Source organism: Pontixanthobacter sp. (assembly GCF_049682855.1).
Taxonomy (GTDB): domain Bacteria; phylum Pseudomonadota; class Alphaproteobacteria; order Sphingomonadales; family Sphingomonadaceae; genus Pontixanthobacter.
In genome coordinates, this window is sequence record NZ_JBAUIK010000010.1 from 39,930 (window position 1) to 58,922 (window position 18,993).

The following is an 18,993-nucleotide window of genomic DNA, read 5'->3' on the forward strand; positions in this document are numbered from 1 at the left end:
TAGAAAGTGAGCAGGAGAGTGTGAAATGGATGATGTAAAGATTGTTGGCACGTTCGACGTGACGGAGATGGTGTTCCTCGCCTTCACGCTGTTTTTTATCGCGCTCGTTTTTTACCTGCGCCGCGAGGATCGCCGTGAAGGATATCCGGTAGAGGATGAAGTGACAGGGCGGATTGACAAGCCCGGCGGTATTTTGACAACCGACAGCCCGAAAACGTTCAAGATGCCGTTTGGCCGGGACGATGTAACGACCCCAACCGGTGGGCGCGAAAAAGTCGATGTCGCGGGTGTTCGGACATTTCGTTCCCCCGGTGCGCCTTACAAACCAACCGGCAATCCGTTGGAAGACGGCATGGGCCCGGCAGCATGGGCAGAGCGCGCGCGGCATCCAGACCTTGATGCTGAGGGGCATAACCGGATTGTGCCTATCGCGATGGTGGCCGGCATCACTGTACATAAGAAAGACGCCGATCCGCGCGGTATGACAGTGATCGGCGCTGATGGCGGCACTGCGGGTACAGTCACCGATATCTGGATCGACCGCGCTGAGCACCAGATCCGCTACCTGGAAATTGATACCGGCTCCAAGACTGTCCTAGCACCAATGGGTATGTCAAAAATGCAGCCGCGCAAGAAGGCTGTGATTATCGATGCGCTCAATGCTGATCAATTCGCCGCAGCGCCAATACCGGCCAAAAAGGGCGAAATCACTTTTTACGAAGAAGAGCGCGTGATGGCCTATTTCGGCGGCGGCTATCTCTACGCCAATGATGCACGTCAGGAATCTGTACTATGAGCGAGTATGATCATGAGCCCATTCGTGGGTTGCCGGAGGACCTGCCAGCAGATGAACATATCATCTGGCAGGGCGCACCGCAGTGGCAGCGTATGGCTTTGTCCGCGCTGCATATCCGGCTCTCTCTGGTATATTTCGCTGTGATTGCAGGCGCCGCACTGCTGCGTAGCGATGCCGCAACGGCGGCAGCGATGGCGGTTTGCGCCGTTCTGGTTACGGGCTTTCTGTCTGTTTTCGCATTCGGAGTGGGGCGGACCACAGTATATACGCTGACCAACAAGCGGCTGGTGCTGCGCATTGGCGTCGCGCTGAACAAATGCATCAATATTCCGCTGACCGAAATCGACACCGCCAATCTAAAAATGGTTGCCGGTGATACGGGCAGCATTGTCCTGACGCTGAAAGGCATGCCGCGGATGGGCTATGTCATGTTGTGGCCCCATGCGCGTTCGCTGCGCTTTGTCCGGCCGCAGCCCATGCTTCGGGCAATCCCCGATGCGCAGAATGTGGCCGCGATGCTGCGCGATGCGGCGGTGAATATTCAACCATCAGCAGAGGTGCGTGATGGCGCGCCAACCGTTAGCGTCCAAAATCAAGACTTTCGCGGCGTTCCGGCATGAGCGCCGCGCATGATCATGATCCGACGGTGCCCAAGGGGGCGCTGGTTGCAGCTGCCGCGTTAATTTTTGTCATTCTGGGCCTGACGGGCGCGGTCAGTGCGGGCATATTGCCGCAGGAGGCAAACCCTACGCAGTCGCGGGCAGCGGCCAATGTTGCAGCGTTGGAAGAACGTAATCTGCTCTTCGCTGATCGCGCCGACGGAGCGGTGGTTGTCACTGATGCTGAGACGGGTGCGACGGTCAAAGTAATTGGCTATGGCGAGGAAGGCTTTACTCGGGCGACGATGCGCCGTCTGGCCAAGCGCCGTAACGCTGCCGGATTGGGACCGGACGCACCCTTTACAATCACGCGCTGGGATAATGGCGCATTGTCATTACACGATCCCGAAACAGGCGCGGAAGCGGAACTATACGGCTTTGGGCCGGACCATACGGCCGCTTTCGCTGAAATGCTCGAAGGGACACAATCATGATAGGCCTGCTGGCATCCAAATCGTTCGACACCGGTTGTCGAATTGAGATTGAGCAGAGCCCGGATCATTTCCATGCGCATGTAAAACTCGACGGCAACGTGCCGATCTTTCCCGGTGATAGCGTGCAAGTGCATGGTGAACCGGTGATGGTAGCATTTGGCGAGAAGGTCAGTTTTGACCGCAACGTGACCGTGCGCCGCGCCAGCCCGCTACGCCGCGCATGGACTAAACTTTCAGGTCATTTCGAAATGGCTGAATTGTACGAAGTCAGTTTTAATCCAGGGAAGCTGTAATGAACGCGCAAACCAGAATCACCGCCGCTATGACTGATGCGCCTGAAACGGATACCCCACCCGATACGATGGCCATTGCGCGGCAGGATACGGTCCTGTCACCGCGTTTCTACACCACCGATTATGACGCGATGGACAAGCTCGACGTATCGCTTGTTCGCGCAGAGTGGGACAATCTGATGGCCGAAATGGAAGGCGATCCGAATAAGAAACACTTCAAGAAAACCGATGCCTTTGACGGGGTGATCGAACGGCTAGAGCCGGAACTGCGCAAGGAGTTTATCGATTTTCTGGCAAGCTCGCTGACATCAGAATTTTCCGGTTGCATCCTCTATGCGGAAATCGCTCGCCGCACAAAAAATCCCGATATGAAGAAGCTGTTCAAGCTCCTTGCCCGCGACGAAAGTCGGCATGCCGGATTTATCAATGAAACGCTCAAAGGATCGGGCATTGGCGTTGATCTCAGCTTTCTGACCAAGACGAAGAAATATACCTATTTCCGGCCGAAGTTCATATTCTATGCCGTCTATCTGTCGGAAAAAATCGGCTATGCCCGCTACATCACCATTTTCAACGAGCTGTCCAAGAATCCGGAAAATAAATTTCACCCGATTTTCGATTGGTTCGAAGAATGGTGCAACGACGAATTTCGCCACGGTGAAGCGTTTGCATTACTGCTTCGGGCAGACCCGAAATTGCTGCAAGGCGTCAACAAGCTGTGGATTCGTTTTTTCCTGCTATCGGTCTATGCGACCATGTATGTTCGCGATCACAACCGGCCTTTGTTTCACCAGGCACTCGGAATTGATCCGGCGGAATATGGCTATAAAGTCTTCTCGATTTGCACCCAAATCAGCCGGCAAGTCTTCCCGATCACCATCGACACAGATGATCCGCGCTTCCGCAGGGCAATGGAAGATTTGCGGATCGCTTCGGACGGTATCGAAGCTGCCAAGGCACGCGGCGGCATTGGCGGCGCGCTGGGCAAAGCGAAGTATATGGCGAAAGCCGGTTTCGCATTCGCGCGGATGTATTTCATGAAGCCGCAAGCAAATGCATTACCGCAAACAGTTCGGCTTGCCCCCGCGTGGTAGAATTTGCCGGTCTTGGATTGCCTTTTGCAGTGGTGATTGTGCTGTGGTTCGTCAGCACCGGGCTGGTGGCGATGCTTAACCACCGGCTGCGTCAGTCGCTGGGCCGCGCTCTGGTGATTGCCGGTATGTGCGCATTTGGCGGTTTATCGCTGGTGGTTCTGACCAGTAATACCAATGCAGAATGGGCCGTTTACGCGTCCTTTATCGGCGGCCTGATGATCTGGAGCTGGCACGAGATCAGTTTTCTTACCGGAGCCGTGGCTGGATCACACCGTGATCCCTGTCCATCAGGAGCCCAGGGCTGGAACCGATTTTCAGCAGCCACGATGGCGCTGATCCACCATGAGATTGCGCTGGCGATGACGGCTGCTGTGCTGCTGTCTCTGGCGGCGTTTACCGGTAATCCTACCGGCGCATACACATTTGGTCTGCTGCTCATCTTCAGGCTTTCATCCAAGCTCAATATCTATTGGGGCGTGCCCAATATGAGCGATGAATTGCTGCCCCAGCATTTGGAATATCTGAAAACATATTTCGGCCCAAAACAGCTAAGACCGTTTCTACCGCTGAGCATTGCGGCAATTTGCGCGCTCGCATTTTATTTTGCGCAGGCTGCATCTGCCGCTGCCGAAACCGGTACCATGATACGAGACGCTTTACTGTGCTGCCTGTGTTTGCTGGCCGCGCTGGAGCACATATTTCTTGCAATACCTTTCCGCGATTCCGCTTTGTGGCAGTGGGCCCTTGATGGACACGTAGATCGGACGAAGGGTTAAGTTTGGGGGCATACGCTATGGATTATGAGACATTTTTTGGCGGCGAGCTGCAATCCGTAAGGGATGAAGGGCGTTACCGTGTCTTTGCCGAAATCGAGCGCAAGGCGGGCAATTTTCCGCAAGCAACGCGCTATGTCGGCGGAGAGACCAGCGATGTCACGGTCTGGTGCTCCAATGACTATCTGGGCATGGGGCAGCACCCCGAAGTGATCAAAGCGATGCATACCGTTCTGGACGAATGCGGCGCTGGTGCAGGCGGCACGCGCAATATCTCAGGCACCAACCATCATCATGTTTTGCTGGAGAAAGAGCTGGCCGGTCTTCACCATAAAGAGGACGCGCTGCTATTTACCTCCGGCTATGTTTCGAACTGGGCGGCCTTGGGCACGCTGGCGGCACGCATACCCAACTGCATGGTACTCTCCGATGCACTTAATCATGCTTCCATGATTGAAGGTATTCGCCACAGTAAAGCCGACCGGTTGATTTTTGAGCATAATTCGCCTGAAGATCTCGACCGCAAGCTGGCGAGGCTCGATCCCGCCCGGGCGAAGCTCGTGGCGTTTGAAAGCGTGTACTCGATGGATGGTGATATCGCGCCGATCGCAGAAATTCTGGACGTTTGCGAAGCGCATAATGCGATGAGCTATATCGATGAAGTCCATGCGGTTGGCCTTTACGGCCCACGCGGCGGAGGGGTTGCCGAGCGCGAAGGTCTGATGGACCGGATTACGGTTATCGAGGGCACATTGGGTAAAGCATTCGGGGTGATGGGTGGTTACATCGCTGCGTCGAAAAACCTGTGTGATTATGTCCGTACATTCGCCAGCGGTTTCATTTTTACCACCGCGCTACCGCCAGCGATTGCTGCAGGCGCGTGCGCGAGTATCCAGCATTTGAAAAACAGCACGGCCGAACGTGAGCGGCATCAGGAACGGGTCACAAAAGTTCGCCGTGCATTGGATAGGCTGGGCATTCCGCATATTGACAACCCAAGCCATATAATTCCGGTGATGGTGGGGGATGCACACAAATGCAAATTTATCAGCGACTGGCTGATGGACAATCACGGCATCTATGTGCAGCCGATCAACTATCCGACCGTGCCGCGCGGCGAGGAACGGCTACGGATCACGCCATCGCCGGTGCATACCGATGGCGATATTGATCGTCTGCTGTCAGCGTTGAGCGAAATATGGTCACGCTGTGAGCTCGCGCGGTTGGAGGTGGCCGCGTGATCTGATGTCTGCGGTGTAGCTAAGAGACAGTCATTATTTGAAAACCCACCTGAGCCGAGGTTTCACAGGTGCGCGCCAAACACAAAAAGGGGCCGGATAACGGCCCCTTTTCAGCGTGTGTGAATAATCGTGTGATCAGACAGGATTTTTCAAATAAGCGATAACGTCTGCGCGCTTTTGCGCTTCACGCAAGCCCGGATAAATCATCTTCGTTTTGGGAATCACGCGTTGCGGATTTTCCAGATACACATAAAGTTGCTCTTCGGACCATGTCAGGCCGCTGCTCGAATTTGCCGGGGAATATTTGTAACCATCCACAGATCCCGCTTCGCGCCCGATAATGCCTGCGAGTGATGGGCCGACTTTGTTGACGCCTTCCTCCACTGCATGGCACGATTGGCATTGCGCAAATACGACTTTACCCGCCCCGGCATCGCCAGTCAGACTGGCAAACGTAATCCCATCGGTGGTGGCCATCGGATCAAGATCTGCTGCGGCAGTGTCTTCAGCGGGCGTTTCATCGGCAGTCGCTGCAGTTTCCTCTGCTACCGGCTCCTCTGTTGTTGCAGCGTCGCCAGCGGGTTCTGATCCGCCACCTGAGCATGCCGCAGTCATCAGCGCGAGCCCGGCTACGCCCGCAATTGCTTTAATCTTACGCATTAATCCCATCCTCTCAAAATTCTTCCCAACGCTTTTGTATTATCCTAAAAGTTTTATCATTGAAAGCGATTAAGACCCAGAGTGATGATTTCGTCAGTCTTTTCAGTGAGAATCGAGATCGGATTCTTTGAGCACTGTGCCGCGCGTTCGGTGCACGAACGCATAAATCAGCAAGATTACTGGAAAGGTTATCAGCCCGATTATCACGTCGGTACTGATCCCGGCGGATGATGCTGATACGCCTTTCACGACGAATGCAATCAAGCCTACCAGATAGTATGCGGCGGCGATGACTGACAGGCCTTCTACCAGGCTTTGTAAACGGAACTGGAGCTGTATCGAACGCTCCATTCGTTTGGTCAAAACTAGGTTCTGTTCTTTGATGCGCGTGTCAACCCGGACGTCCAATGTGTGCATGACACGTGAAATGCGCTCTGCAATTCTCGCCAGACGTTCGGTAAATACGGAACATGTCCGCGCCGCAGGAACCAGGCGTCGCTCGGTAAATTCAGTGAGGGACTGCAAGTTCGAAACAGGCTTGATCGACAGCGCCTCCAGCCGATCAGCGGTGACACCGGCATAGGCAGCGGTTGCGCTCAAGCGGAAACTTGTGGCTGACCGAATGACTTCAAGCTTGGACGAAATTTCGATCAATTCCTGCAGCAGATCATCGTCTTTTTCGCCCTCTTTAGCCAGCGCAACTCGTTCCGCATGCTCGGATAATTGTTTTTCCAATCGGTCTGCCTGTGGGCCGAATTCCTGTACCACCGGCAGACCGAGTAAGGCCATATTACGATAATTGCCAAGCTCCTGAATACGCTGGATAATTCTGCCGCGCTCTACATCAGAAACGTCCCCTGCTGAGGCGATCAATCTGCCATATCCGTCGCTTCGGATGCCGAAGTCAGACCATATTCTGATCCCGCCATTGATATCCGAACAGACCAGTTCGCGCCGGTCAATTTCATGGGTGTCGAGATATGTGTCGATATTTTCAGGGTCGGATATGATGAATGCGCGTGTGGCGCGAATAACCGGGCCAACCCAATCCTGTAGCCACTGAATATAGGGTGCGGACTCGTCGTGCGTGCAGCTTTCGGGCACTATCAATGTAATTGTACGCGCTTCGGAATGGCGTTCCCACAGGAACTTGATGCCAGATTTATGGGAACCGGACGCGTATCGTTCGCGCAGCATCCAATCATCAAAATCAGGCTTGTCGCCCATTAGACGGCTGTCTTCCGCCGCTTGGTCGCTGGCGGGCAAAAGCCGTACAGCCTGATAGATTTCGCAGGCAGGAGGCACTGGCGCAAATTTACGCAGGTGCATTTCATCGACGGCCCATTGCCGTAACGGATGGTCAGTAGGCCGCACAATTCCCTCCTGTGTTTAAGGCGTAGTAAACTTTCCGAAAGGGGGCATCAAGCTGTTGCCCATAGACAGGCCGGGGCAGGTTAGAGATCGGCAGAATTTACCTGGCCAAATTGGGCATAGGACGCTCTCTCTTGCGCGCCCGTCAGACAGGTGTTGCCGAGCAGCAGCCAAGCGTGCAAATCAAATGGCTTGGCGCTTCTGCTTGTCCGGGCTCCAATCCGGATTACCGTTTCGATGTTGCGAGTGCCAAGATACCATTTCACCGCAAGCGCCTGAGGTAGACAATTTGCCGTGAACGGAACGCGTTTTGATAATTGCCGCGCGTAACGCCCCACCAAAATGCCAGTTTGCATTTGGTCATTGGTGATGTCAGCCGACTGGATATCCGCCGCAATGGCCGCGCGTTTCGGCTGGAAATTGCCGTTCCAGATGTGCAGCGGTACATACAGCACTGCGAAGCGCGCGATCGCCAGCAAAGCGATTATCTCACACTTGGTCAGCCGCCGCGCGAAGCCAGATTGGTGCGCCGGCTGCGGGCGTGGTTGGCGAGCTTTCCTGCACCGCATAAGAGGCTTGCCCGTGCCCAGCCTATCTCTGGTATACCAGCCCACTCAAGCGCCGCTGATCATGTCTGCGGTGACCATGCTTTGTAAAAATGTCGATATTTCTGCGTCACATCGATTCTCATCGTGAATATCGTATTCATCCATTAATGCGGATTTGATCGCATGTGTATCGCGCGCGCCGTCAATCAACCGCCAGATGGCCAGGCCGGTAGTTTTCAGCGTGTGAAATTTACCCGTATCGGTATTCATGACGACCAGTTCGCCATCCAGTTCTGTCTCGATAAATTTCTCTGAACATTTTGTGTAGATCATTGGGCATCCCCTGTTGCGGTACTGTATCCAAAGCGGTGCATCACTGGGCCGTGATCATCGCAGATACGCTGAACCTGACTGGCCGAAAGGTGGTTGCGCCAATCACCACATATGCCCTTACGAAAAAACCGTTTTGCTCTTGGCGGTCTTTCACGAAAGGGCTCTGCCTGCTCTGCCGATTGCAATGCCTCAAAGGTGTTGTCGTTCACCGCTTTGCGAATACGGACAGGATCGATGAGCACCGTAGGCCTCGCAAATGCTATTGCCCGGGTAAGACAGGCCCCGGTGTCGGCGATAAAGTCCTCATAGCGAAGAACCAGCACCGGTATTTCTGTTTGATCAGCCCAGCTGATCACATGACCGCTCCAGCTGTTGATGATTTGGGGCAGCTGCACGTCTTTTCCACCAGCCAGCGTGGCGGCTGGATTACCCATCTTTCTGATTGCACGATCCATGTTTTCATGTCCGTCATGAAATGCAAGCGAAACCGCAACATCCAGCGGGTTACGGACGAGGTACAGTGCAGCGGCTGACGCGCTTGCCGGAAACAGCGCGGTGCCGCTATCCAGCGTCATTTGCGCATCATGCGCCTTAATCCACATAGGCGCCCTTCTGCGGGCAGATAGCGCGTTAAAGAAGTCAGGTTGAAGTGCGCGCACTTCGTCGAGCGTCAAGTCGGAACTGCTTATACCGGTAATTTCGTCAAAGCGTTTTCGGGCGGACGAGATTCCATCGCTGATATTGGGCGTATTGATCCCTACCGCACCGGCATTTTCGTTGAAGTAGCTAGCCAGTAGGAGCCGAAGCCACGTATTGCCCGATTTGGGGTATGATGCCAGCCAGTTGATATTACCCCGGCTCATCGCACGCGCCCATCTGGACGGCTGGCCTGGCCGCAGATGCGATCCAACACAAGGTGGGTGACTGTATCAAATTGCGCGGTGTTTTTCGCCCGGTCTAGCTGGATCATTTTTGTCTGCTGGCTGATGCGCGCAGCCATTCGAAAAAGCGACTGCTTGTCGAGTAGTGCGTTGCAAAAAGCCGGCCGGTAAAGCGATGCCAGAGCCGCTGTGAAGCGTTCCTTGCCGGTAATTTGCGTATAGGCTGGATGCAAGGACCGGCAATCAATCAGCGTCAGGCTAACCAACGGCTGAGGGGTCAGGGCCAATCCTGCCGGCGGTTCAGCGTAAAACTTTGCTATGTCCGGCCGCACCTTTGTGCCCTTTGCAGCGCCGGTGAGGGCGAAGGCATCGTTCCACAGCTTGATCTGCTTATGTCCTGGCTGGCACCATATTGCATCGGGGTCGCTCAGGTCCAGAACCAGCACATCATCTGCCATCATCGGCAATCCATTACGCCCCAAAGCGGCAACGAGTGTCGATTTGCCTGCGCCAGAGACACCGGTGAAGGCATGAACGCCGCCCGCATGGACTATCGCCGATGCATGCAGCGCCGCCAATCGGTTAATCCATATGATTGCGCCGTAAACCGATCCGTTTAGGAACAGCAACACCTCGGCATCGGTAATATCCTTCTTCCGCTCGATAATAACACCCCGTCCTTTCTGGTAGAAAAAGGACAGCCCGCTTGGCAACTTTAACAAAAATTCATTTCGAGATATGCTGTATGTTGCAGTTTCTATTGCTGGATTGGTGATTGCCGAGGGTAAGGGTCCCGATCTCAGTTGGCATTCATGCGCCAGAAAATCACTTATGCTATTCCCTGCCTTGTACATACGCCAATTAATTACAGAAAATACGGTGCAGTCCAGTGAAAAGTTCTAACCAACCCAAATTGCCACGAACGCTCACCATATTTTTATTAAAAATTTCGGGGGTTTAACGAAAATCTGGCGCGTTCAAACAAAATATCGCAGCATGATCACGCTCTTCCGGTTGACAAGCGTAACAATAGATCGCAGATTGCATAATCGATGGGGACGTAGAGGCTTTTTACTATGTAGGGGGTATGATAGTGACTTTAACGTCGAAAAATACGGAATCAGATGCTCAAAAGAAAGAGTGGGAAACGCCCTGTCTGATCGACCTTGATCTCGATGTCGAGGATGTCGCAGCAAATACAGGCATTGGTTCTGACAGCTTCATGTCATCCAGTTAGAAAACCTGCAGGATATTTGGGGCGCGGTTCAAATCATTGTGATATTGATTTCATGAAACGTTCTTTTTAATAGTTAAGTTTCGACAATAATCTCTACAATTTGATAATAGAGTATATTTTGATTCGAGATTTTTAGAGAGATATCACATGTATCGAACAATTTGACGTGATACAATAATCATCGCTAACCCTGCTGATCAATATGCTGCCGCGCATCGGTAATATGGTGCATGATTTTGTCTTATTCGATTGGCTGGCCTGCGCATTATCGTCGGCACTTCGATTGCGTCTTCCATTGCGCGCTATCAGTCTTTCAACCCAGTGATCGTCATATTCATCTGGCCCGCATCACCATGTATGCTGAGTCTCGTGTCGGTTCTGCAGTGAAGCCTTATTGGAAATGAGAGCCGTGCTGACCGCGCAGAACATATTTACCGGCGCATTAGTATGAGCGGCATCGGTGCAATCTACCACCAGGATGGTGCGCCTGCATCGAAAGACAGTCTGAACCGGATGAGTGCCGCGCTAAGTGTGTACGGCTCCGCGCGTCAGACAGCGCGATGCTACGGTGCTGCGGGTCTGTGCTGGGGGCAAGCCGGACATTTTGCGCCGGAAGATAGTTTTGATCAGCAGCCAGTTGTCGCTGGCGATTACCGTCTTGTTTTTGCGGGATTTCTCTATCACCGCAGCGAACTGGCTGAGAAACTCGCCATTCCCGCGCAGCAAGAGAAATCTATGGCCGATAGCGCACTTGTTATGGCAGCCTGGCTGAAATGGGGGATGGCTTCCATGCCTCATCTATATGGCGAATACGCAATAATCGTGTGGGACGAACGGCAGCAAAGCCTGGTCGCTGTTCGATCCGAAACCGCCGCCATCCCGATTTACTTTCATCGAAAAGGCAACCGTGTTGCGCTGGCCTGCGCCCCCAAGGGTTTGTTTGCTCTGGGCGATATTTCCCGCGAATTGAATGAAGAGAAAATCGCTGATGCTCTCACGCTCAATAACGCCGATGTAAAGAACAGCTTTTATCGTCATGTGCACACCCTGCCGCTGGGACATATGCTGATTGCCAGTCGTACTCAATTTCAACTTGAACGGTTTTATCACCCGGACGCCGTAAAAGAAGTACGGTTCGCCAGAAGCCGCGATTACGTCGAGGCAGCGCAGGAGCTGTTTACGCGGTCGATCAGCAGCGCAATGCGGTCTGTACGGACGCCGGTCACGAGTTTGAGCGCCGGATTGGATTCATCAGCAGTCACCGTCGAAGCATTGTCTTATCTCGGCCGAGCGGAAGGCGCGGCTGACCCGCTGATCAGCTTCACCGCCGTTCCTGCGCGTGGGTGGGACGGGCGCGCTCTCGGGCATCGCCGGATGGGGGATGAATCGGGGCCGGTCCGGGCGTTGGCGGAAAAATATCCCCAACTCGATGCTCGGTTCGTGGATTCGGCTGATCTGTCTATCGAACACGAACTTGATAGGCTGATTTTTCTGGCGGAAGCGCCGCCGTTTGCGATCACCAATTTGCATTGGCTGATTAACATTCACGCGCTCGCTTCGTCCGCTGGACGCAGTGTTTTGCTGAATGGCCAAAGCGGCAATCGCACTCTCAGTTTTAGTGGTAAGGCGTTATATGCAAAACTGTTCAGTCAAGGGCGTTGGGTCAAGCTTTGGCACGAGCTTAAACGCTCCGATAATCGCGATTCTAGATATCTCCATGGTTTGTTCTCGCGTGCGATAAAACCGAATTTATCATGTGTCCTGCGGGCCCGCCAAGTACGGGGTGACCATTATATGGGGCGTCGGGGCTGGGCGAATTTTTCTGCAATTCATCCCGATTATGCCGAGGATATGAAAGTTGATGACCGCGCTGAACGGTTAGGCTGGGACAGCTCCTATTCAGGGCACTGCGATCCGCGCGCAATGATGCTGGCCATGAAAGGGGGCACGTATGATTTGGCGCAAACCAGCCAGCACGCCGTGCGGGTGATGTCAGGCGTTACAACCCGCGATCCGTTGGGCGACCGAAAAATTTCGGAGTTCTGTTTGGGCCTGCCCGACGATCAGTTTCTCTCTGACGGTCAGGATCGCCGCTTAATCAGGCGCATGATGGCGGATAAGCTGCCCCATCAAGTGCGTAATGCAAACCGTGGGCGGCAAGCGGCCGATTGGCATATGCGCATGACACGCGATCTGCCTGCCTACCGCGCAGAGATTGCGCGTATGGCTGATGATCCCGATATGGCACGGCGTTTTGATGTTCCCAGACTGACAAGATTGATCAATAGCTGGCCTGAGTGCACGCCGCTATCTGCGAAAGACCACCCAGACGCCGCTATTGCAGCGTTCGGCATGTCACGGGCAATCGCAACATCGCGCTTCATTAACTGGGTTTCGGGCAAAAACTAAGCATCGGCGTAACTTCGCGGCACAGACGCGGCGCTACTGCGTGCGAGATGCCATCTTTACGGCTTTGCGCGCCATCATGCGAACTGTCTTTACGGCGTTTTCGATGGGCACGAGGATCGCATAAAACAGGCGGTTGTTTGCGCTTACGCCGTAGCGGTCCACATGCGCTTGGGAGGGCGCGAAAACCACTCGAAAAGTATACTGCCATATGTTCCCGCCAAGCGCGGCGTATATCTTCCGAGCGTGCAGATTTCGTGATTTTTTCGGTAATCGCAGGAGTGCATCGCGCCCTCTATCTGCATGTATTCTTTTCAGCGCGGGGCTGCACGGCTCAAGCGCCGGCGATTTTCGATAGGCAAAAATTTTAAGCAGATCGCCTCCATCAAGATCGGACGAAGCTGGCGGCCGCTCGGCAAAGCTGTCTGCCAAACATAACTCGCTGAAACGAACGACCTCGGGACTGTCCAGATGGCGTATCAAGGGCGCCGGGATAGTTTTGATGTGCAAATAGTCGCGCGCAATCAGCAGCGCAGACCCCATCGCTATTTGAAGATGCAAATCCTCGCATCTTTCCGCCAAACGCTCTGGATTTACGCGATCTGCCTCTTTCTGTAGAAGGCCTACAAATCCGGTCAGCCAGGCAAGCCTGCTCCACCCGTGTTTCGCGCCATGATAACACAGATAGAGGAGGTTTTCTTCTAACGGCAGAACGGGAACATCATCGTTTCCTAGACGCACCGGCTCAACCTTGTTGAACATGTCTGCCAACGGAAGATGAAAGGGCAGCCAAGGCATGCCGAGGCGCCGATGCAACTCAATATACATGTGATCCGAAGCACGCAGCAGACCGTCATCGACGCCGTTGAGGGCAAAGTTCCGGCTATGTGTAAAGCCGCGTTTCACGATAATGGCGATCGCGTCCTGCGCCCGTTCGGGCGGGATGAGCAGATCAAGATCACCGATCATTCGCTGACCTAACTGCCCGTCAACCAATAGCCCGAGAGCAGGACCCTTCACACTGATTACAGGAACATCTGCATCAGCAAATGCTTTCGTAAGCTGAACAAGTTCACCAGCCAAGCGCAGGGTATGGATACCATTTGCGCGTGCAACGGATGACAGCCCTGCCAAGATGTTCTCCGGCACCCGCCCGTCATTGGCCAAATGACTATGCATCAGCGGAGCCAGCGCGTGGCGCAGGGACAGGCGGGCGAATAATGTCCAGTCAATATCGCGGTCCAGAAGCCTATCGGAAATCCGCTGCGCAGCTTCGCTGGGCTGCGCGAAGGCGAGTGCCATTAATAGGCGGGCCTCCTTGCTTTGCCACGGAATGAATGATGGCTGAGGGTCTCTCATCTGGCTCAGACTATAGCGTGTTTTGTAAACATTATATATGAAATGGTGAATCCGTAACAGTATGCCCTTGTCCGACGCGATCACCGGTTCAACACAACATTATGTCAAAACCATTTCTTACAATATTGACGGCTACTTGGAACAGGGCTGGCCTGTTATTGCGATTATATCAGTCAATTTCAGAAAACTGTCCGAATAACGGCTCAATCGAATGGTGCATTATTGATGATGGTTCATCCGATAATACAAGGGATCTCGTCACGCATTTTCAATCGGAAAGCAACTTTCCAATTCGATATCACTATGTTGCTCATGGCGGGAAGCATCGGGCCATCAATACGGGTTTCCGCCGCGCGCGCGGTGAATGGATCATTATCATAGATAGCGATGACTGGTTTCTGGACGGCGGAATTGATGCATGTCTCGCCGAAATCATCAAGGCGGACAATCACGGCGCGAAGGCTGCATTTCTACCGATGCATGTCGCCGGGCATGATCGGCAGTGGCGTTTTAATCATCCTGGCATATGCAGGTCATTCCTGGATCGGGTGAATCACGAGCGTTGGTTTGATTGCAGCTTTGTTTTCAGCAGGGATGTTGGCCAGTTCAGATTTCCCGAAATAGCCGGAGAGACGTTCATGGCCGAGAGCGCGTTTTTGGCACAGCTTGGGCCGGATATAGGTTTTTTCCTGTCAGATCAGGTGTGTGTCGGTGTCGAATATCAGGCCGATGGCTTATCCCTCACCTCCATACCCACGCGAATGGCGTCACCGGTAGGGTGTACGTTGACCTGCCAATTGATGCTGTCCAAGTCGCTAAGGCCCAGAATTTACTTTCGTACATTGGCCAATTTCGGCCGGTTCTGGTGGCATTCAGTGTTTAGAAAATCGCCAGTCCGTGCCCCCGAAACCATATCGCAATACGCTGTTTTACCAGCTGGATTGATGTTTGCTCTGGCTGATTTTTGGCGCAGCAGAAAGTTCAGGCGATAGTCTGTTCTAAGGTTGGAATGTCGCCGCTATCGCGGATTGGTGGCCGTACCACTCGGACAGGACTATGCGATAACAACCTTGCGCTATTTGGCTCGCGGTTCCGGTTCCGCGTCCTGCGCAGGTGCGGCATACATTTCCAATCCAACGGCCCAGCGGCGCTGAAATCCTTTCCAGTGCTTGGGCTGCTCCGGTCCGGCAAAGCTTCCGTTTAATTGCTCACGAAACCCGATTGGCCATTGCGATGCATTGGAGCCGGTTGTCGGCAGGTCGAGATAGGCTGCTTTGGCAGTGTCACCTTTGAGGTGCAGGTCCAAGAACACAGCGACGAAATGCTGGTTGATGGCATTGAGACGATCACTGCGCCAAACCGGCTCTTTTAGAAATTCGATCGCTGCAAAAGGCGCATCGGCTGGCAATGTAAAATCGTTGCCGACGATATTGTGACGCGCTTCGCGCAACACCAGCAATCGCCTGTCCGTGCCCTGCAAACTGTCATAAATCCATTTGATCCCGTTTTCAAAATCAACGACATCGTCCTGGTTTCCCGCAATGATCATGGTTGGAACGGTGATATTGGCAAGACTGCTTTCTGCCCAGGCGCGATTGTCCGGTGCGCCGCCCCAAGGGGCAAAGGTCACCAATGCATCAATATTGGTCCGCTCTCCTTCTAGGGAAGTCAGCTGTGCCCGGGCATCTTTAGGGATATTTGACAGCGGCGTATTGCTGAAATCATAGGTGGCCCCTGCTGTTGCCAAAGCGCCATATCCGCCCATCGAGTAACCGATCAGACCGATACTCTCCCGATTTATGGCAGCGAGCACCGGTTCGGCGCCATCTACGGACTGCGCGAGGATTGCGGTAAGAACTTGCCGTTGATCCTGTGTTCTGTCGACCAGAACATTGCCGAAGGACACCAGCAATGACGGCAGGCTTGTGGCGGGCATATCGGCATGGTCAATCGAGGCAACAATATAGCCTCGCGATGCTATATGTTCTGCCAGATTGCTAAACTGCGTGCTCCATCCGCGATAGCCATGCGACATCAGAATAAGCGGATAAGTGTCGGTGGTGATGGGAGGAGCGCCTGGTATCGCAATGCCTTGCGTTACCACTTTGACGGCATCTGTATCAGGAATTGCCATAATATGGCTGTAAACGGCTGTGTCTGCGCCGAGGTCCTCTTCAGCCGGATACCAGAACCGCACAGCCAGTTCGCGCTCGGCCGCGCTAACGGAGCCGGTAATCAGGCCAAGAGTACCGATCCGTGTGCGGCCGGGCAGAGAGAACTCTCTGACGATCGTACCGACACTATACGCACCTGTACGACCAAATTCGGGCGCTTCACCTGTGCGTCCGGGGTGCACGGTTGGCGATAGACTATATGCACCGGCACCGACCCCGATCAGGAGGAGAGCCGCACAGACAGCAGCCAGAGTACGTTTTTTCACCACATGTCTCCGCCCGTAATCACTGCGCAATTATTGACGCAAACTGCGCCGCCGCCATCGTGCCGTTTCAAACGACATCACGGTTTACGCGGCGCGAAGCGATTGTGCAAAGGCCTTCACCCTGTCCAATCGAGAATGACTTTGCCGGTGCTGCCTGAATTTATAGTATTAAATCCGGTCTGGTAATCGTCTGCTTTCAGCCGGTGAGTAATAATCGGTTCGATATCGAGGCCCGACTTGATCATCGCGCTCATTTTGTACCATGTTTCAAACATCCGGCGGCCATAGATACCGCGAATTTCCAAACCCTTGAAAATCACATGGTCCCAATCGATGCCGGTGCCGTTGGGCAACAATCCCAGCAGGGCGACCCGGGCGCCGTGATTGAGCACGTCTAGCATCTGGGTGAACCCTTCCGGCGCGCCTGACATTTCAAGGCCGACATCAAATCCCTCCACCATGTCGAGCTCCGCCATGACATCTTCGAGCTTTTCGTTGGCGACATTGACTGTCCTGGTCGCGCCAAGCGTTCGCGCAAGGTCAAGACGGTAATCATTCACGTCGGTCACCACGACATTTTGCGCGCCAATATGCTTGGCGATTGCTGCCGCCATAGCGCCGATCGGTCCGGCGCCTGTAATCAGTACATCTTCACCCACCATATCCTGCGCCAGCGCAGTGTGTACCGCATTGCCAAAGGGATCATACATCGATGCAATATCATCAGATATTTCATCGGGCAATTTGTACACGTTAAATGCAGGGACCGAGATATATTCGGCAAAAGCGCCGGCACGGTTCACGCCAATCCCTTCGGTTTTGCGGCACAGATGGCGGTTGCCGGCACGGCAATTGCGGCACATTCCGCACGTGATATGGCCCTCGGCGGAAACGCGGTCACCTTCCGCAAAGCCGCGCACTTCATTGCCGACTTCGACGATCTGCCCCATAAATTCATGGCCGACCACCATCGGTACCGGGATGGTTCGCTGCGCCCAGTCATCCCAATTGAAGATATGCATGTCCGTCCCGCAAATTGCAGTTTTCCTGACCCGGATGAGGACATCATTCTGGCCGCAGGTCGGCATCGGGCTGTCATCCATCCACAGGCCGGGTTCGTGCTTGGCTTTGATCAGTGATTTCATCGTGCGTACCCCTTAAGAAATAACGCCCAGCGCATGGCCGACTTTGGTGAAAGCGGCGATGGCTGTGTCGATCTGTCCATCGGTGTGCGCTGCGGAAATCTGCGTGCGGATGCGGGCCTGCCCCTTGGGCACCACGGGGTAGGAAAACCCGATTACATAAATCCCTTCATCAAGGAGTTTGGCGGCCATTGTTTGAGCAAGCTTTGCATCACCCAGCATTACCGGAATAATCGGGTGCTCGCCCGGTAATACATCAAATCCCGCTTCCACCACACCGGTGCGGAACCGCTGGGAGTTCGCAATCAGTTTCAGCCGCAAATCATCGGCCTGTTCGACCAGATCAAAAACTTTGATCGAGGCTGCCACCAGCGGCGGCGCGATAGCGTTGGAAAACAGATAGGGGCGCGCGCGCTGTTTCAGCAGATCAATCACATTCTGACGCGCGCAGATATAACCGCCCATGCCGCCGCCAAGCGCCTTGCCCAGCGTACCGGTGATAATGTCAATGCGGCCTTCGACCCCGCAATATTCCGGCGTTCCGCGCCCGTGTGCGCCAAGGAACCCGGATGCATGGCAATCATCCACCATCGTAAGCGCGCCAAATTCATCGGCCAGATCGCACAGTTCGGCGAGATTGGCGATCGTGCCATCCATCGAAAACACACCGTCAGTCACGACCAATATGTGACGTGCGCCGTCAATTTTCGCAACCGCCAGCTGAGCGCGCAAATCCGCCATATCATTATTGGCAAAGCGGTAGCGTTTGGCCTTGCACAGCCGGACCCCGTCTATGATGGAGGCGTGATTTAGGCTGTCAGAAATAATCGCGTCTTCTGCGCCCAGCAAGGGTTCAAACACTGCGCCATTGGCATCGAAACATGCGGCAAATGTGATTGCATCATCATATCCGAAAAACTCTGCAATGCGTTTCTCCAGCGTCCGGTGCAGGTCCTGTGTGCCGCAGATAAACCGGACCGACGCCATGCCGAAACCCGATGCGTGCATCGCCTGGGCAGCTGCGTCTTTCAGCTCTTGCGAATTGGCAAGGCCGAGATAGTTATTGGCGCAAAAGTTAAGCACATCACGCTGCTGGCCATGATCGTCGATCGATATGAACGTATCCTGCGCGCAAGTGAGAATGCGCTCCGGCTTGGTCAGCCCCTGCGCCTCTATATCACTTATTGTGTCATTGACGGACTGGTAAAAACTTGCAGACATCGGGGTCTTTCAAAACGAAATAACTGTCCGGCCTGTTTACCGCGTTGGCGGAGGTGGACAATATGGAAGCTATCGCGGCGCATCAGACTTGCGCAATCGTCTGTC

The 18,993-nt window shown here is 54.0% G+C and carries 20 protein-coding genes; 10 read left to right on the top strand and 10 right to left on the bottom strand.

What is annotated here, in order from left to right; genetic code table 11:
* Positions 1 to 25 precede the first annotated feature (25 nt).
* The 7 genes from puhA to hemA are packed head-to-tail and all read left to right on the top strand — an operon-like array spanning position 26 to position 5,290.
* Complete coding sequence (gene puhA, locus WA922_RS07335) at positions 26 to 796, top strand: photosynthetic reaction center subunit H (protein ID WP_424771043.1); 771 nt, start codon at positions 26 to 28, stop codon at positions 794 to 796.
* Positions 793 to 1,416: a photosynthetic complex putative assembly protein PuhB gene (gene puhB / locus WA922_RS07340; protein ID WP_424771044.1), complete on the top strand. Its 624-nt coding sequence runs from the start codon at positions 793 to 795 to the stop codon at positions 1,414 to 1,416. The genes puhA and puhB overlap by 4 nt, the downstream gene beginning before the upstream one ends.
* Positions 1,413 to 1,889, top strand: a complete 477-nt coding sequence (gene puhC, locus WA922_RS07345; RefSeq protein WP_424771045.1) for a photosynthetic complex assembly protein PuhC — start codon at positions 1,413 to 1,415, stop codon at positions 1,887 to 1,889. The genes puhB and puhC overlap by 4 nt, the downstream gene beginning before the upstream one ends.
* Positions 1,886 to 2,182, top strand: a complete 297-nt coding sequence (locus WA922_RS07350; RefSeq protein ID WP_424771046.1) for a hypothetical protein — start codon at positions 1,886 to 1,888, stop codon at positions 2,180 to 2,182. Before puhC ends, WA922_RS07350 begins: the two co-directional genes overlap by 4 nt.
* Positions 2,182 to 3,276, top strand: a complete 1,095-nt coding sequence (acsF, locus tag WA922_RS07355) for a magnesium-protoporphyrin IX monomethyl ester (oxidative) cyclase (protein ID WP_424771047.1) — start codon at positions 2,182 to 2,184, stop codon at positions 3,274 to 3,276. Before WA922_RS07350 ends, acsF begins: the two co-directional genes overlap by 1 nt.
* Positions 3,270 to 4,052 carry a putative photosynthetic complex assembly protein PuhE gene (gene puhE, locus WA922_RS07360; RefSeq protein ID WP_424771048.1) on the top strand — a complete coding sequence of 261 codons (783 nt, stop codon included), beginning with the start codon at positions 3,270 to 3,272 and terminating at the stop codon, positions 4,050 to 4,052. Before acsF ends, puhE begins: the two co-directional genes overlap by 7 nt.
* Before the next feature lie 17 nt (positions 4,053 to 4,069).
* Positions 4,070 to 5,290 carry a 5-aminolevulinate synthase gene (gene hemA, locus WA922_RS07365; RefSeq protein WP_424771049.1) on the top strand — a complete coding sequence of 407 codons (1,221 nt, stop codon included), beginning with the start codon at positions 4,070 to 4,072 and terminating at the stop codon, positions 5,288 to 5,290.
* 135 nt (positions 5,291 to 5,425) lie between these two features.
* Here the strand turns inward: hemA and WA922_RS07370 are convergent, their stop codons facing one another.
* From WA922_RS07370 to WA922_RS07395, 6 genes are all read right to left on the bottom strand, one after another.
* Positions 5,426 to 5,950 (bottom strand): c-type cytochrome, encoded by a 525-nt coding sequence (locus tag WA922_RS07370; RefSeq protein ID WP_424771050.1) that lies wholly within the window; start codon positions 5,948 to 5,950, stop codon positions 5,426 to 5,428.
* Between the two features lie 102 nt (positions 5,951 to 6,052).
* Positions 6,053 to 7,324, bottom strand: coding sequence for a DUF3422 family protein (locus WA922_RS07375; RefSeq protein ID WP_424771051.1), 1,272 nt, complete (start codon positions 7,322 to 7,324; stop codon positions 6,053 to 6,055).
* An 80-nt stretch (positions 7,325 to 7,404) separates the two neighbouring features.
* Positions 7,405 to 7,800 carry a lasso peptide biosynthesis B2 protein gene (locus WA922_RS07380; RefSeq protein ID WP_424771052.1) on the bottom strand — a complete coding sequence of 132 codons (396 nt, stop codon included), beginning with the start codon at positions 7,798 to 7,800 and terminating at the stop codon, positions 7,405 to 7,407.
* A 135-nt stretch (positions 7,801 to 7,935) separates the two neighbouring features.
* Positions 7,936 to 8,202, bottom strand: a complete 267-nt coding sequence (locus WA922_RS07385; protein WP_424771053.1) for a PqqD family protein — start codon at positions 8,200 to 8,202, stop codon at positions 7,936 to 7,938.
* Complete coding sequence (locus WA922_RS07390; RefSeq protein ID WP_424771054.1) at positions 8,199 to 9,065, bottom strand: sulfotransferase domain-containing protein; 867 nt, start codon at positions 9,063 to 9,065, stop codon at positions 8,199 to 8,201. Before WA922_RS07390 ends, WA922_RS07385 begins: the two co-directional genes overlap by 4 nt.
* Positions 9,062 to 9,805: a hypothetical protein gene (locus WA922_RS07395; protein WP_424771055.1), complete on the bottom strand. Its 744-nt coding sequence runs from the start codon at positions 9,803 to 9,805 to the stop codon at positions 9,062 to 9,064. The genes WA922_RS07390 and WA922_RS07395 overlap by 4 nt, the downstream gene beginning before the upstream one ends.
* A 365-nt stretch (positions 9,806 to 10,170) precedes the next feature.
* Here WA922_RS07395 and WA922_RS07400 point away from each other — a divergent pair, with 365 nt between their 5' ends.
* Both WA922_RS07400 and WA922_RS07405 read left to right on the top strand, forming a co-directional pair.
* Entirely contained in the window at positions 10,171 to 10,320 is a 150-nt protein-coding gene (locus WA922_RS07400; RefSeq protein WP_424771056.1) for a hypothetical protein, read from the top strand.
* Between the two features lie 447 nt (positions 10,321 to 10,767).
* Positions 10,768 to 12,729, top strand: a complete 1,962-nt coding sequence (locus tag WA922_RS07405; RefSeq protein ID WP_424771057.1) for an asparagine synthase-related protein — start codon at positions 10,768 to 10,770, stop codon at positions 12,727 to 12,729.
* Between the two features lie 33 nt (positions 12,730 to 12,762).
* Here the strand turns inward: WA922_RS07405 and WA922_RS07410 are convergent, their stop codons facing one another.
* Complete coding sequence (locus tag WA922_RS07410) at positions 12,763 to 14,085, bottom strand: nucleotidyltransferase domain-containing protein (RefSeq protein ID WP_424771058.1); 1,323 nt, start codon at positions 14,083 to 14,085, stop codon at positions 12,763 to 12,765.
* A 101-nt stretch (positions 14,086 to 14,186) separates the two neighbouring features.
* Here WA922_RS07410 and WA922_RS07415 point away from each other — a divergent pair, with 101 nt between their 5' ends.
* Positions 14,187 to 15,077, top strand: coding sequence for a glycosyltransferase family 2 protein (locus WA922_RS07415; RefSeq protein WP_424771059.1), 891 nt, complete (start codon positions 14,187 to 14,189; stop codon positions 15,075 to 15,077).
* An 83-nt stretch (positions 15,078 to 15,160) separates the two neighbouring features.
* Here the strand turns inward: WA922_RS07415 and WA922_RS07420 are convergent, their stop codons facing one another.
* From WA922_RS07420 to WA922_RS07430, 3 genes are all read right to left on the bottom strand, one after another.
* Positions 15,161 to 16,525, bottom strand: coding sequence for an alpha/beta hydrolase family protein (locus WA922_RS07420; RefSeq protein WP_424771060.1), 1,365 nt, complete (start codon positions 16,523 to 16,525; stop codon positions 15,161 to 15,163).
* A gap of 116 nt (positions 16,526 to 16,641) precedes the next feature.
* A complete protein-coding gene (gene tdh, locus WA922_RS07425) occupies positions 16,642 to 17,670 on the bottom strand; it encodes an L-threonine 3-dehydrogenase (protein ID WP_424771061.1) in 1,029 nt (342 codons plus the stop codon).
* Positions 17,671 to 17,682: 12 nt separating this feature from the next.
* Positions 17,683 to 18,888, bottom strand: coding sequence for a glycine C-acetyltransferase (locus WA922_RS07430; protein WP_424771062.1), 1,206 nt, complete (start codon positions 18,886 to 18,888; stop codon positions 17,683 to 17,685).
* Between the last annotated feature and the right edge of the window lie 105 nt (positions 18,889 to 18,993).